The organism is Flavobacterium maritimum, from assembly GCF_040049085.1.
Taxonomy (GTDB): domain Bacteria; phylum Bacteroidota; class Bacteroidia; order Flavobacteriales; family Flavobacteriaceae; genus Flavobacterium; species Flavobacterium maritimum.
This window is the reverse complement of record NZ_JBDLZY010000002.1, coordinates 469,034-484,562: the sequence shown is the minus strand read 5'-3', so window position 1 is coordinate 484,562 and position 15,529 is coordinate 469,034. Positions and strand designations below refer to the sequence as shown.

General features: G+C 37.0%; 9 protein-coding genes. All 9 read left to right on the top strand.

What is annotated here, in order from left to right; genetic code table 11:
* Positions 1–56: 56 nt before the first annotated feature.
* The 9 genes from ABEB23_RS06095 to ABEB23_RS06055 all read left to right on the top strand — a co-directional run bounded on the left by ABEB23_RS06095 (position 57) and on the right by ABEB23_RS06055 (position 15,421).
* Complete coding sequence (locus tag ABEB23_RS06095; protein WP_348811561.1) at positions 57–3,056, top strand: SusC/RagA family TonB-linked outer membrane protein; 3,000 nt, start codon at positions 57–59, stop codon at positions 3,054–3,056.
* A gap of 4 nt (positions 3,057–3,060) precedes the next feature.
* Positions 3,061–4,515 (top strand): RagB/SusD family nutrient uptake outer membrane protein, encoded by a 1,455-nt coding sequence (locus ABEB23_RS06090; RefSeq protein WP_348811560.1) that lies wholly within the window; start codon positions 3,061–3,063, stop codon positions 4,513–4,515.
* A gap of 17 nt (positions 4,516–4,532) precedes the next feature.
* Positions 4,533–5,435, top strand: a complete 903-nt coding sequence (locus ABEB23_RS06085) for a LamG domain-containing protein (RefSeq protein WP_348811558.1) — start codon at positions 4,533–4,535, stop codon at positions 5,433–5,435.
* A 75-nt stretch (positions 5,436–5,510) separates the two neighbouring features.
* A complete protein-coding gene (locus tag ABEB23_RS06080) occupies positions 5,511–6,896 on the top strand; it encodes a glucoamylase family protein (protein WP_348811557.1) in 1,386 nt (461 codons plus the stop codon).
* 27 nt (positions 6,897–6,923) lie between these two features.
* Positions 6,924–7,601, top strand: coding sequence for a carboxylesterase family protein (locus tag ABEB23_RS06075; RefSeq protein WP_348811556.1), 678 nt, complete (start codon positions 6,924–6,926; stop codon positions 7,599–7,601).
* Positions 7,602–7,604: 3 nt separating this feature from the next.
* Complete coding sequence (bglX, locus tag ABEB23_RS06070) at positions 7,605–9,905, top strand: beta-glucosidase BglX (RefSeq protein ID WP_348811555.1); 2,301 nt, start codon at positions 7,605–7,607, stop codon at positions 9,903–9,905.
* Positions 9,906–10,043: 138 nt separating this feature from the next.
* Positions 10,044–12,140 (top strand): glycoside hydrolase family 97 protein, encoded by a 2,097-nt coding sequence (locus ABEB23_RS06065; RefSeq protein ID WP_348811554.1) that lies wholly within the window; start codon positions 10,044–10,046, stop codon positions 12,138–12,140.
* 99 nt (positions 12,141–12,239) lie between these two features.
* Positions 12,240–14,003 (top strand): discoidin domain-containing protein, encoded by a 1,764-nt coding sequence (locus tag ABEB23_RS06060; RefSeq protein WP_348811552.1) that lies wholly within the window; start codon positions 12,240–12,242, stop codon positions 14,001–14,003.
* Between the two features lie 26 nt (positions 14,004–14,029).
* Complete coding sequence (locus ABEB23_RS06055; RefSeq protein WP_348811551.1) at positions 14,030–15,421, top strand: M28 family peptidase; 1,392 nt, start codon at positions 14,030–14,032, stop codon at positions 15,419–15,421.
* The last annotated feature ends 108 nt before the right edge of the window (positions 15,422–15,529 follow it).

Here is a 15,529-nt window from a genome sequence, read left to right as displayed (position 1 = left end):
TACAACGTTGTATTTACCTAATTTAGCTCAACTAACTTAAACGTTTAACAAACCCTATGAGAAATTTTATTTTTAGCTTTTTAGCACTCATTCTACTTCCGGCATATATGTCTGGTCAAGTAATAAAAGGAAAGGTATCAGATCAGAATGGAATTGGAATTCCTGGAGCATTTATTGTTGCAGCCGATTCGAAGACGACCGCGGATACCGATTTTGATGGAAGTTTTACGATCAACGCCAAAGTAGGCGAGATCTTAAAAATTAGCTTCGTCGGTTTTGACGCTTTATCTATTGCGGCAACTGCAGAACCGATGACTATAACTTTAAAGGAATCCAAAGACACTGAATTGAAAGAAGTCGTTGTCATTGGATATGGAACCAGAAAGAAAATTGATAACACAACTGCGATTACTTCATTAAAAGCAGAAGAAATATCAAAAACCAAAGTATTGAATGCTTCGCAAGCCATTCAAGGTAAAGCTGCGGGTGTTCAGGTAATTTCTTCAGACTTGCCAGGAAGTACGCCTTCAGTAGTTATTAGAGGTTTAGGAACTGCATTAGGAGGAAGAAATCCGTTGTATATTGTTGATGGTATGCCTACAGAAAATATCAATAACATTAATACAAATGATATTACCTCTTATGAGATTTTGAAAGATGCTTCTTCACTTGCAATTTATGGAACCAGAGCTGCAAACGGTGTAATTATTATTACAACTAAAAAAGGAAAAGGCGACAAGGTTACGGTAGAAATTGAAAGTTTTACAGGTATTAGAGAGCCTTTAAAAAAAGTGAAAATGGCAGGAAGCAATAAATATGCTCACTATTCTAATTCGGCTTTACAATCAACTACTTTCTCACAAGATCAGCCTCTAAATACAGATTGGTTTGATGAGATTACCAGAACAGGAAGCTATACTCAAAATAATGCTTCGGTTTCCGGATCAACTGAAAACATTAAATACTTTTTCAGTTTAGGAAACTATGAAGAAAAAGGAATTGTAAATGGTTTAGATTACAGCCGTACTACTTTTAGAAACAATAATGATTTCAAAATTTCTAAAAAATTAAGCTTAAATCAAAATTTCAGTTTAAGTTCTACTAAATCAAGTCCAAAACCATTAAGTGCGTTTACCAATGCGTACAAACAATCTCCAATCGTTCCGGTTCGTTTTTCTAACGGACAATACGGAGTGCCTTTTGTTGGTGAAGATGGTTTTGCAGGAACAACAGGTTCTGCATTTAACAATGTTGGGAACCCTGTAGCTCAATTAGACTTTTTTAATGAAGAGCAGGAAAGTATTGTGTTACAAGGTGGTTTGAAATTAGATTATGAAATTGTAAAATCATTAAAATTTACTTCACAGTTTAACGGAGAATATTACACCTGGAAAAATTACAATTTCGAGGACACCAAAAATATCTGGTTGGCAGCTGATCCTACTCGTGTAGCTTCTGAATATTCTGCTACTGACAATGTTAATTTATTGACAAAAGGCAGAGAAGAATATTTCAATTGGAATTTATCAAACTATTTCACTTACAATAAAATTTTTGCTGACATTCACGATGTTGAGTTAACTGCTGGTATTGAAACTTCTGTTAAAGGAGCAAGAGAGAAGTTGACCATTGCCAGAAAAAATGTCAACGCAGACGAAAATTATTGGTCATTATCAGGTGTTGATTATGTAGGAACTGTGACTAGCTATAAAGATGAAGTATTTAATCAAACTAAATTGGCTTCTTACTTCGGTCGTTTTCAATACAAATTGATGGACAGATATTTATTGACTGGAACAATCAGACGTGATGGTTCATCAAATTTTAATAAAGATTACCGTTGGGGAACTTTTCCGGCTTTTGGTTTAGGTTGGATCATTACCAAAGAAGATTTTATGGCTGATGTAGAACTAGTCAACTTATTAAAATTAAGAGGAGGTTGGGGTAAATTAGGAAACCAAAATGTACCGCTTAATAATCAAGCTTATGCTTCAGGACTTAGTAGTTATTTAGGAGGATCAATTTTGTATGAAGGAACAACTATTAATTCGCAAATTGACCCAAGTTTATCATGGGAGGTTACGGAAGAAGCTTCTGTAGGTTTGGATTTTGAATTGTTGCAAAGCAGATTGAAAGGATCTTTTGATGTGTATGATAAAGCGACAACTAATGTTATTTTGAGTACCAGACCTTATTTAACTTCAGGTATCAGCACTTCTTCTCCTGCGCATGTGGGTGAGGTTTCCAATAAAGGTTTTGAAGTTGCTTTGCGTTGGGATGATAAAATATCTGATAACTTGAGTTACTGGGTAGGAGGTAATTATTCTAATAACAAAAATGAATTGACCAGTTTAAAAAATGCTACCCTTGCTCCAATTAATGGCGGAAGTCTTGGAAACGGACAATGGACAAAATTATTGGATAATTCTTCAATAGGCCAGCCGTTGGGTAGTTTCTATATGTATGAATATGCCGGTTTTGACAGCACAAATGGTCAAATGTTATATTATAACGCTGCAGGTGAAAAAGTTACCCAAGCTGTTTTGGGAGAGACTGACAAAAAGTATGTAGGTTCAATTTTACCAACATCAACCTATGGAGTTAGTTTAGGATTGAATTATAAAAACTTTGACTTTTCAGTTGACGGATACGGTACTTCTGGTGCAGATGTATACAATGGTAAAAAAGCGCAACGTTTTAGCGGGGAAAATATAGAAGAATCATTGGCTACAGATTTCTGGACAGCAAACAATACAACCGCTTCAAATCCAGCTGCGTTCAACCAAGTTCCGGTAGCTTCAACTTACTATTTGGAATCGGGAGACTTTTTTAGAATCAACAATATTACTGTAGGATACAAACTGCCATTACAAGGAACGTTTATCAATTCTTGCAGAATATATGTGAATGCTATAAACCCATTTATCACTCAGAAATTCTCTGGTTTTTCTCCTGAATTAAATGGTAATGGCGATCCTTATGGTACTCAAGGGATTGAATTGGATGCCTATCCTACTTTGAGATCGTTTGTTATTGGTGCTAATTTAAAATTTTAATACAATGAAAAAGATATTTATAGCAACGTTTGTACTTTCAACGTTCTTTTTTGCGGGATGTGCAGATGATTATTTAGATGTAGATCAAACAGAATCTATTTCTACCAATGATTTAGAATTGTTCAACAATGATGAAGGAGCAAAAACTTTTGTAACGTCAATCTACGGTAAATTTTTAGAATGGGATATGACTTCATTCGGATGGATTGGTCTTTCCAGTATCACTTCTGATGATGCTGATAAAGGATCGTCTCCCGGAGATACCGGAACCGATAAAGATGTATTGGATGCCTTAACGTATAATGCGTCAAATCCTTCTGCCGAAAGTACTTTTAATGCCAACTATGCCGGGATCAACAGATGTAATCAAGCATTAAATATCATTCCTCAATTAGACAAGGCAGATCCGGCTTTACGAGCCAGATTAATCGGAGAAGCCAAATTTTTGAGAGCTTTTATGTATTTTACTTTGGTAAAATGCTATGGAGGAGTGCCTATTATTGATCATTTGCCAAATCCATCTTCAGAGGCAGACAGAATCATGCAATTGACTCGTAAGTCGTCAGATGAAGTATATGCTTATATCGAGAATGATTTGAATGATGCTATTGCTGCATTGCCGGTGAAATCGGCTTACTCCGCTTCAGAAAAAGGAAGAGCATCAAAAGGGGCTGCTTATGCTTTGTTGGCAAAGGTGAATTTATACCAAGAAAACTGGCAGAAAGTAATAGACAACTGTAATTTGGTTACAGGATATTCTATTGTTCCGGATTATGCCGTAATGTTTAGATTGGCAGGTGAAAACGATAACGAGTCCATTTTTGAAATTCAAGGTACAGGTTCAACTCCTGCTAAAGGAATTTCAGGATATTCTAATACTCAAGGTGCTCGTGGTGCCGGCGGATGGGGTTGGGGTTTCAATACGCCATCTCAAAGTTTAGTAAATGCGTATGAGCCTGGAGATGTTAGAAAAGATGCTACCATTATTTTTAGAGGAACAACTTTGTACGATGGTAGAGTTGTACCGACAACAGTTGAAAACCCTAGATACAACTATAAAGCATACTCTTCTGCCTATACTAACGGTTGGGAGACTGACGTAAATATCAAGTATTTAAGATATGCAGAAGTAGTATTGATGAAAGCTGAGGCATTAAATGAATTGGGCCAGACTTCAGATGCGATTCCTTTATTGAACCAAATCAGAAAAAGAGCTGGATTAGGCAATACTACCGCAGTATCTCAAGCAGATGTGAGAACAGCAATCTGGAAGGAAAGAAGAGTTGAAATGGCTTTTGAACATGACAGATTCTTTGATTTAGTTAGAACTGGTCAGGCTCAAGCAGCTTTTGCAGTTGATGGAAAAACATTTGTTCCGGGAAAACATGAATTGTTCCCTATTCCAGATGCATTTATCAAACAATCAAATGGATTGTCACAACAAAATCCTGGTTATTAATTCTAAAAACAGTAAAAATGAAAAAAAATAAATATGTTTTCTTATTTGCTTCTGTTGTTGCTACACAATTCTTTGTGAGCTGTAACGAGGATAGTATAGATAAAGTAAACGCACCCATTCCTTATGATGGAATTGGAGGATACGAAAACTCCGATGATGTTGCAGCTTCAAATTTGATTTCAAAATTGAGTTTTGATGGAAATATAGCCGATTCTAAAAGCGGATTAACAGGTGGAGTTGGAACAAACGTAACCTTTGATACAGGTATAAAAGGGCAGGCTTATAAAGGATCTGCAAGTTCTTTTATTGCGTATAATACGGTTGCCAATTCGGTGATTGATTTAAAAAACATCACTGTTTCCATGTGGATAAATACGAACCCACACACTGGTGGTGCGCAATCTTTATTTATGTTGCCAAAAACATCAGATTTCTGGGGGAATATCTTCTCAATGATTGAAGGTACAGGGCCGGAAGAAACAATGTTGATTAAAAATCATCTTCAAAAAGATGTAACTCCAAGTATTCCATGGTCTGGTCAATGGTTAGTTCATGATGGAACTAATGTGTTACCTGATATGTTTGGTACTTGGAAACATCTGGTTTGGTCTTACAATGCATCTAGTTCTACCTACAGTATGTATGTTGATGGTGTAAAACTAGAACTTCCGGAGGGGATGTCAAAAAGATATACTGATAATCCTGATTCAGGAGGTGTTGGTTATGGCGCATTAGCAAATTCTGATGTTTCTAAATTTGTTATCGGTGGATTTCAACAACATTTGGGGGCACCTTGGAACGCACCTGAGTCTTGGATGTTAAACTACACAGGACTAATGGATGAGTTTAGAATGTATGATATTGCTCTTAACGACAATGAAGTGAAAGCTTTATATTTATTAGAAAAAGATAACCGATAAGGATTCTTTTACACACCTGATCCACATAAAATCAGGTGTGTATTTTTTTAGTAATTAATACTATATTTTATAAAGATGAAAAGTTATCTATACTTATTTATTTTTTTGAATCTTCTCAGTTCATGCTCTTCTTCGGGACCGGAAGGTAAGAGTGGTGGTACTCCGTTGCCAACAACTCCAACCACCCCAGTTCCTGTTTTAACAGATACCGAAGCGATGGATCAAGTTCAAAAAGATGCCATTAAATATTTTTGGGATTATGCGGAACCAAATTCAAAATTAGGTCGGGAACGCTATCATACGGACAACCCCGGATTCGAAGCCAATAAAGTAACCACAGGAGGTTCTGGTTTTGGGCTAATGTCTTTGATTGTTGGGATAGAAAGAGGTTTTATTCCAAGAGCCGAAGCCGTTACCCGAATGACGACTGCTATGGATTTTCTTGAAAAAGCAGATCGTTTTCATGGTGCCTGGGCACATTGGATGGATGGGAACACCGGACGTGCTATTTCTTTTGGCAATAAAGATGATGGTGGAGATATAGTAGAAACAGCTTTCTTATGTCAAGGTCTGATTGCCGTGAGAGAATATTTCAAAAACGGAAATGCCCAAGAAAAAGCATTGGCTGCCAAAGCTGATAATTTATGGAAAGGTGTAGAGTGGAGTTGGTATACCAACGGTGAAAACGCCATGTATTGGCATTGGTCTCCTACATACGAATGGGAGATGAAATTCAAATTAGAAGGATACAATGAATGTTTGATTGCCTATATTATGGGAGCCGCCTCTCCAACTCATCCCATTCCTGCCGCCGCTTATCATGAGGGATGGACACGAAACGGGACTATTGGAACAGGAAACACACAATATGGTATTCCATTAATATTCAAATACAATACGGTTAGCGGAAATGCAGGACCTTTGTTTTGGGCGCAATATTCTTACCTGGGATTAGATCCTTCACAATTAGCCGATAAGTATGCAAACTATTGGGAATTAACACAGAATCACGCCAAAATCATTAATAAGTATTGTATTGATAATCCAAAACAGTGGAAGGGCTATTCTGAAAAATGTTGGGGTCTCACAGCGAGTTATTCACGAAACAGTGATGGAACCACAGGATATTCGGCTCATGATACCGACAATGATTTGGGTGTAATTACGCCAACAGCTGCCTTATCTTCTTTTCCATATACACCTGTTGAAAGCATGAAAGTTTTGCATTATTTATATGATGAAAAGAGAAGTACACATGTTGGAATTGCAGGTCCGTATGATGCTTTTTCACCGCATTATAATTGGGTAACTCCACGTTATCTGGCAATAGATCAAGGTACCATTGCGCCAATGATTGAGAATCACCGTACAGGCTTATTATGGAAATTATTCATGAATGCTCCTGAAGTTAAACAAGGTTTGCTTAATCTGGGATTTCATTCCGGGAAATATAATTTTTAGAAAATAATGAAGTATAAAATTATAGTAATGGCTCTTTTATTTTCATTGAATTCCTTTTCACAATCGGATGTCAATGGAAAATTAAAAACTGAAATCGTTGAAAAACACGAATTAGGATATGCTTTACACATTCCGGCAAATACCAAAGAAAAAAAGCCTTTGATTATTTTTCTTCATGGTTCCGGTGAAAAAGGAAACGATATTGAGAAAGTAAAAGTGCACGGTCCTTTTAAATACTTGAAGACTCATGAATTGGACAGCTACATTTTGGCTCCTCAATGTCCGGAGAATGAATATTGGAACGAAGAAGTATTGTATCGTTTGATTTTAAAAATTCAAAAAGAAAACAATATTGACAGTAGCAGAATTTATCTCACCGGCCTTAGTATGGGAGCTTGGGGCGCCTGGAATCTTGCTTTTGCGCATCCGGAAACCTTTGCGGCATTAGTACCGATTGCGGGATTTGTCGACAGAGTTCCAATGATTGAAGACTGTAAAATCAAGGACATTCCTACCCAAATTTTTCATGGACTTCTTGATGATGTGGTTAATGTGGATTATTCTATAACCATTTATAAAAAATTGAAAAGCTGTAATGCGAATGTTCAACTAACGCTTTTTGATGATGCAGGTCATGACAGTTGGTCAAAAGTATATGACAACCAAGACATTTATGATTGGATGTTTAAACAAATAAAAAAATAAAAAATGAATACTAAATTAATAATTATGCTTCTTGGTCTTTCAGTCATTGGCTATAGCCAAAAAAAGGAAAGCAAGAAAGCCGTTAAAATTAAACCCAAAACCGAATTTGTAGCCGAGTTGTTATCGAAAATGACTTTGGACGAAAAATTGGGTCAATTGAATTTACCAACTTCAGGTGATATTACCACCGGTCAAGCCAATAGTTCTGATGTTGCAAGAAAAATCGCAGAAGGTAAGGTCGGTGGTTTGTTTAATATCAAATCAGTTCAAAAAATTAAAGAAGTACAAAAGATTGCTGTCGAAAAAAGCCGATTGAAAATTCCTTTAATTTTTGGAATGGATGTGATTCATGGGTATGAAACTACATTCCCGATTCCCCTGGGATTATCCTGTAGCTGGGATATGAAATTGATTGAAAGAAGTGCCCAAATTGCTGCTCAGGAAGCAAGTGCCGATGGGATTAACTGGACATTTTCTCCAATGGTTGATATTTCCCGTGATCCTCGTTGGGGAAGGGTTTCTGAAGGTTCCGGTGAAGATCCGTTTCTTGGAAGTCAAATTGCCAAAGCGATGGTTAATGGATACCAACAAAATGATCTTTCAAAAAACAATACCATTTTAGCCTGTGTGAAACATTTTGCATTGTATGGTGCTCCAGAAGCCGGTCGTGATTACAACACCGTTGATATGAGCCATATAAGAATGTTCAACGATTATTTTCCGCCATACAAAGCGGCTGTTGATGCTGGTGTGGGTTCGGTTATGGCTTCTTTCAACGAGATTGACGGAATTCCTGCCACCGGAAATAAATGGTTGATGACTGATGTGTTGAGAAAACAATGGGGATTTGAAGGTTTTGTTGTGACCGATTTTACCGGAATTCCTGAAATGATCGAACATGGAATGGGTGATTTGCAAACAGTATCAGCTTTGGCTTTGAATGCCGGAGTAGAGATGGATATGGTAGGCGAAGGGTTCTTAACCACCTTAAAGAAATCATTGGATGAGAAAAAGGTAAGCATGGAGAAAATTGACAATGCAGTGCGTCTTATTTTGAATGCCAAATATGATTTGGGATTGTTTCATGATCCCTACAAATATTGTGATGAGAAAAGAGCCAAAACGGAAATTTTCACCAACCCTCACAGAGCCGAGGCCAGAAAAACTGCTGCGCAATCATTGGTTTTACTAAAAAATCAAAATCAGTTACTTCCTCTAAAAAAATCAGGGACGATCGCTCTTATTGGACCTTTGGCTGATGCCAAAGAAAACATGGCGGGAACTTGGAGTGTGGCTACCAATATGGATAAATCAATTTCATTATTGGCTGGAATCAAAGAAGTGGCAGGTAATGGTACTAAAGTGCTTTATGCTAAAGGAAGCAACTTAGATTATGATGAAACTTTTGAGACGAATGCTACTATGTTTGGTAAAACTTTACACCGTGATAAACGCTCTAAAGAAGAAATGTTAGCCGAAGCTTTAAAAGTGGCTAATCAAGCGGATGTTATTGTGGCTGCATTGGGCGAATCTGCTGAAATGAGCGGGGAATCCAGCAGCAGAACTAAGTTAGAAATTCCGCAAGCACAAAAAGATTTATTGAATGAATTATTAAAAACAGGAAAACCGGTTGTATTAGTTTTATTTAATGGTCGTCCATTAGTATTAAACGATGAAAATGCTAGCGTTCCAGCCATTTTGGATGTTTGGTTTGCAGGAAGTGAAGCAGGAAGTGCTATTGCCGATGTTTTGTTTGGAGATGAAAATCCTTCCGGAAAATTAACAGCCACATTCCCTAGAAGTGTGGGGCAGCTGCCAATTTATTACAATCAAAAAAATACAGGAAGACCACTTTCTAATAAAGAAGGAAAATTCGAAAAATTCAGATCTAATTATATAGATGAAAGAAACGAACCTTTATTTCCTTTTGGTTTTGGATTGAGCTACACCACTTTCGATTATTCAAACCTGAAAATATCTTCGGATAAAATGAATTTCAACGATAAACTTAATGTTACAGTTGACGTTACCAATACCGGAAATTTTGACGGAAAAGAAGTAGTTCAATTGTACATAAGAGACATGGTTGGTTCTGTGACCAGACCAATTAAAGAACTGAAAGGTTTTCAAAAGATAGCTCTTAAAAAAGGGGAGAAACAAACGGTAACTTTTGAGATTTCAGTTGAAGATTTAAAATTTTATAATTCTGATTTGCAATTTGCTGCTGAACCGGGCACTTTTCAGGTGTTTGTGGGCACAAATTCAGATGCAGACAAGAAGCTTAGTTTTGAGTTGATTAAGTAATGTGGTTAGTTTATTTGGTGATTCCCTTCGGTATTTTTACCGAAGGGTTTTTTAACAAAAAAGGCATATTTGTTAGAAACGACAGGGATAAAAGCGAGTATTTTATTTACTTTTATCAAATCTAAAAAACCAAACAAAATGAAACATTTATTTTCTCTTTTTCTCATTTTTACCCTAGGGATAGTACAGGCTCAAACTGTACAATCGCCTTCCGGTAAAATTGCCGTAAATTTCAAATTAGGAAGTAACGGACAACCCATTTATTCCGTAAATTATAAAGACAAGGCGGTCGTTTTAGAAAGTGCTTTGGGAATAAAATTAAAGGAAAAACCGGCTTTAGAGTCGAACTTTGAAATACTGACCTCAAAAACGGCTACGTTCAACGAATCTTGGAAACCTGTTTTAGGAGAACAGGCTACTATTGTGAATCATTACAATGAATTGACAGTTTCCTTAATTAACAAAGAATCTAAAGTAAAAATGAATATCATTTTTAGAGTTTTTGATGAAGGTGTGGCTTTCAGATATGATTTTCCAAGACAAGCCGATTTGAATTATTTCATTATTTCGGATGAGTTGACCCAATTCAATTTGGCGGAAAATAACAAAGTTTTTTGGCTTCCGGGAGATTTTGACAGCAATGAATATGAGTACAATGAAACTAAATTGTCTGAAATTGATAATTCTAAAATAAATATGAATAATGGAATTGGAGTAAAATCAATTCCAGGAAAATATATGGTTCAAACGCCTTTGATGATGAAATCACCATCAGGATTGTACCTGAATATTTTTGAAGCAGCGGTTGTCAATTACCCGGTAATGCATTTGAAAGCCGATGTGACAAATTACAAATTGAAAGCGGAATTAGTGCCAAACGCTATTGGAGATAAAGCCTATTTGCAAGCTCCTTGTGTTTCTCCTTGGAGAACGATTATGGTTAGTGATGATGCCAGAGATATTGTAGGTTCCAGAATGATTTTGAACTTAAACGAACCATCAAAAATTGAAGATACTTCTTGGATCAAACCAATGAAATATGTGGGAATCTGGTGGGAAATGCACGTAGGGAAATCGACTTGGGATTATGCAGGCTCACAGAATGCAACCAATTTTGCAGATGCACCAAAAGCTTCAGGAAAACATGGAGCAACAACTGAAAACACCAAAAGATACATTGATTTTGCTGCCAAGAATGGTTTTGACGGCGTTTTAGTGGAAGGTTGGAATGTTGGATGGGAGGATTGGAACGGCAACTGGAAAGAAGAGGTTTTTGATTTCACTACGCCTTATCCTGATTTTGATATTGCTGCTATTTCGGCTTACGCCAAAGAGAAAAATATCAAAATGATTATGCATCATGAAACATCAGGGTCGGTTGCGAATTACGAACGTCATTTAGACCGCGCTTTAGATTTGATGAAAAAGTATCATTACCCTGCTGCAAAAACGGGTTATGTAGGTAAGATTATCCCACGAGGAGAGTTTCATGATGGGCAAACGATGGTGAACCATTTTAATTTTGTTGCCAGACGATTTGCAGATAACAAATTAATGTTGAATTCCCACGAATCATCGAGACCAACAGGTTACAGCAGAACATATCCAAATTATGTAGCGGCAGAAGCGGCTCGTGGTAATGAATTCAACGCATGGAGTGTTGGAAATCCGCCAATGCACGAAACGATTTTGCCATTTACAAGATTACTTGGAGGGCCGATGGATTATACACCGGGAATCTTTGAAATCAAAATGAGCTATTATGATAAAAACAAAACAGAGCAGGTTCATACGACTTTAACTAAACAATTGGCTTTGTATGTGACGATGTATTCTCCAATACAAATGGCTGCAGATTTGTTGGAGAATTATGAAAAGTATCCGGATGCATTTCAGTTTATTAAAGACGTGGCAGTAGATTGGGATGATTCCAAAGTTCTTCAGGCAGAACCGGGAGATTTCCTAACAATCGCCAGAAAAGCAAAAGGAAAGGAATCTTGGTTTCTTGGCGCTATCACTGATGAAAATGCCAGAAAATCAGAAATAAAATTAGACTTCCTAACTAAAGGTCAAAAGTACAAAGCCATTATTTATGAAGATGCTAAAGATGCCGATTGGCAAAAAAATCCTATCGCTTACAAAATAAGAGTGATAGAGGTTACAAACAAATCAAAAATCAATTTGAATTTGGCACCAGGAGGAGGAACAGCGATAAGCTTCGAACCGATTAAATAAAAATGATATCCTGCAAGTGTTCAAAGCTTGCAGGATTTTTTTTAAAGCCGCTTGTTCTCTTATGGTGAAAATTCAAACGAATAAAACCCAAATATTAAAATGAAAACCATCAAGAACATTCTATTCAGTGTCGTCATTTGCCTTTTTTTCAATGCAAATGCGCAGCAAAAAACTTATTGTAATCCCATCAATATTGATTATGGGTATTGCCCAATTCCAAACTTCGTTACTCAGGGGAAACATCGCGCAACTGCCGATCCTGTCATTACTTTCTTCAAAGGGGAATATTATTTATTTTCTACCAATCAATGGGGCTATTGGCATAGTAAAGACATGCTCGATTGGAAATTTATATCTCGAAAATTCCTCAGACCGGAACACAAAGTATACGATGAATTGTGTGCGCCATCATTGTCTTTTGTAAACGATACATTGTTAGTGGTTGGCTCCACACATACTAAGGAGTTTCCTATTTGGATGAGCACCAATCCCTCTAAAGATGAGTGGAAAGAATTGGTTCATAAATCGGAAGCTGGGGCTTGGGACCCCCAAATTTTTTGGGACAAGGAAAAAGATGAAGTCTATGAATATTACGGCTCGAGTAATTTATACCCAATTTATGGTGTCAAATTAAATCGCAAAACCTTTCAGCCAGAAGGAGAAGTAGTTCCTTTAATTTCATTAAATGACCATGAGCACGGCTGGGAACGTTTTGGGGAGAATAACGACAATACTTTTTTGCAGCCTTTTATGGAAGGGGCTTTTGTAACCAAACATAAGAATAAATATTACCTGCAATATGGTGGACCTGGGACTGAATTCAGTGGTTATGGCGATGGGGTGTATATTAGCGAGAATCCATTGGGACCTTTTGAATATCAATCTCACAACCCGTTTTCCTATAAACCCGGAGGTTTTGCCAGAGGAGCTGGACATGGCGCTACTTATGAAGATGCGAATGCTGATTATTGGCATGTATCCACTATTTCTATTTGTACCAAAAATAATTTCGAACGTCGTTTAGGAATTTGGCCGGCTGGTTTTGATAAAGATGGAATATTGTATTCGAATACCGCTTATGGGGATTATCCAACTTTTTTGCCTTCGCAAAAGAAAGATCATTTGAATCAGAATTTCTCAGGATGGATGTTATTGAATTATAACAAACCTGTACAGGTTTCTTCTACCTTGGGTGGTTTTCAGGCCAATTATGCCGTAAATGAAGATATAAAAACCTATTGGTCTGCAAAGTCAGGAGCAAAAGGGGAATACATCATTTCTGATTTAGGGGAGAAAAGCGCCATTCATGCGATTCAGATAAATTATGCTGACCAAGATGTGGAATTGATGGGCAAACCGGAAACTACGACGGGACATAAGTATATTTTGTATTATTCGGATAACAACAAAGACTGGAAAATTCTGGTGGATAAAAGCAAAAATACCAAAGATGTTCCCCATGATTATATTGAACTTGAAAAACCAATTCAGGCACGTTATGTAAAAATGGTAAATATCAATATGCCTACCGGGAAATTTGCGTTATGCGGTTTTAGAATTTTTGGAAAAGGAAGTGGAATTGCTCCCGGAATTGTCAATAATTTTGTTCCTTTACGCAGCGATCCAAAGAAAGAAGGAGAAAGACGCAACGTTTGGTTCAAATGGCAACAGGAACCGCTAGCGGACGGCTATGTGATTTATTTCGGGAAATCACCGGACAAGTTGTATGGATCGATCATGGTGTACGGAAAAAACGAGTATTATTTTAACGGTTTAGATCGATCAGAAGTATATTATTTTCAGATAGAGGCTTTCAATAATAACGGTATTGGTCCCCGAACCGAAATAAAGAAATCAGAATAAAGAAACCAACCCCCAACTATTTATATATGAGAAAAACGGTATTTTTAGTAGCATTACTTTTTAATGGAATCACCCTTTTTGCACAAAGCAAGGATGAACAGGCGCTTAAAGAAATTTACAAATCAGCATTGACGAATGCTAAATGTTATTCTTGGCTGGATTATTTATCCAATAGTATCGGTTCTCGATTATCAGGCTCTGACAATGCAGAAAAAGCGGTACAATATACAAAAGCGCAATTGGAAACATTAGGCTTGGATAGCGTTTACCTGCAGGAAGTAATGGTGCCAAAATGGATTCGAGGCGAAAAAGAAACTGCTTATATACAAGACAATAAAACTAAAATAAAAGTTCCAATTTGTGCTTTGGGAGGCTCTGTTGCCACGCCAAAAAACGGACTTACAGCCGAAGTGATTGAAGTGCACAGCATTAAAGAATTAGAGCAATTAGGAGCAAAGATTAAAGGTAAAATAGTGTTTTTCAACAGACCGATGGAACCGGAAAACATTGAAACATTCAAATCATACGGAGGTTGCGTGGATCAAAGGTATGCCGGAGCAAAAGAAGCTGCCAAGTTTGGTGCCGTAGGTACCATAGTGCGTTCTATGAATTTAAGATTGGATGATTTTCCGCATACCGGAACACAAAGTTATGGTGATCTTCCAAAATCAGATTATATTCCAACCGCCGCCATAAGTACTAACGGAGCCGAGTTATTGAGTAAAACTTTGAAGAGTAATCCAAATTTAAAATTCTATTTCAAACAGTCCTGTCAGCAAATGGAGGATGTTTTGTCCTACAATGTGATTGGAGAAATAAAAGGAAGTGAGCATCCGGAAAATATTATGATTGTAGGAGGGCATCTGGATTCATGGGATTTGGCAGATGGATCGCATGATGATGGAGCAGGAGTAGTGCAAAGTATGGAAGTGGCAAATATCTTTAAAAACATTGGGTACAAACCTAAAAATACCATTCGTGTTGTACTTTTTATGAATGAAGAAAATGGAGGCAGAGGTGGAGACAAATATGAAGAATTGGCCCAAGCGAATAAGGAGAACCACATCTTTGCTTTAGAAAGTGATTCAGGAGGATTCAGTCCGAGAGGATTTTCTTTTGAAACAGATGATGCTAATTTCAGTAAAATTCTGACTTGGAAAAATCTTTTTGAGCCTTACTTGATTCATAGTTTTGTGAAAGGGCATAGTGGTTCGGACATTGATCCTTTAACCTCTAAAACACTGGTGAAAGCGGGATTAAAACCCGATTCACAACGTTATTTTGACTATCATCATGCCTTGAATGACACTTTTGACGCCATCAATAAAAGAGAGTTAGAATTGGGTGCAGCAACTATGGCTTCCCTGATGTATCTAATGGATCAAAACGGAATTGAAATGAGCAAAGAGGTTCAATAACCATTTGATTATTATAAAATGAAAAGCTGCAAGTTGAACCTTGTGGCTTTTTTTGTAGCAATACTTTAAAAGTAGTTGTAGTTTTAAGGAGGGTTGCTTTATTTATAC

What these genes read in the sequence shown, in the direction of transcription:
- ABEB23_RS06090 (WP_348811560.1), top strand. Translation starts at nt 3,061, where the DNA reads ATGAAAAAGATATTTATAGCAACGTTTGTACTTTCAACGTTCTTTTTT.
- ABEB23_RS06055 (WP_348811551.1), top strand. Translation starts at nt 14,030, where the DNA reads ATGAGAAAAACGGTATTTTTAGTAGCATTACTTTTTAATGGAATCACC.
- ABEB23_RS06080 (WP_348811557.1), top strand. Translation starts at nt 5,511, where the DNA reads ATGAAAAGTTATCTATACTTATTTATTTTTTTGAATCTTCTCAGTTCA.
- ABEB23_RS06060 (WP_348811552.1), top strand. Translation starts at nt 12,240, where the DNA reads ATGAAAACCATCAAGAACATTCTATTCAGTGTCGTCATTTGCCTTTTT.
- ABEB23_RS06095 (WP_348811561.1), top strand. Translation starts at nt 57, where the DNA reads ATGAGAAATTTTATTTTTAGCTTTTTAGCACTCATTCTACTTCCGGCA.
- ABEB23_RS06085 (WP_348811558.1), top strand. Translation starts at nt 4,533, where the DNA reads ATGAAAAAAAATAAATATGTTTTCTTATTTGCTTCTGTTGTTGCTACA.
- ABEB23_RS06075 (WP_348811556.1), top strand. Translation starts at nt 6,924, where the DNA reads ATGGCTCTTTTATTTTCATTGAATTCCTTTTCACAATCGGATGTCAAT.
- bglX (WP_348811555.1), top strand. Translation starts at nt 7,605, where the DNA reads ATGAATACTAAATTAATAATTATGCTTCTTGGTCTTTCAGTCATTGGC.
- ABEB23_RS06065 (WP_348811554.1), top strand. Translation starts at nt 10,044, where the DNA reads ATGAAACATTTATTTTCTCTTTTTCTCATTTTTACCCTAGGGATAGTA.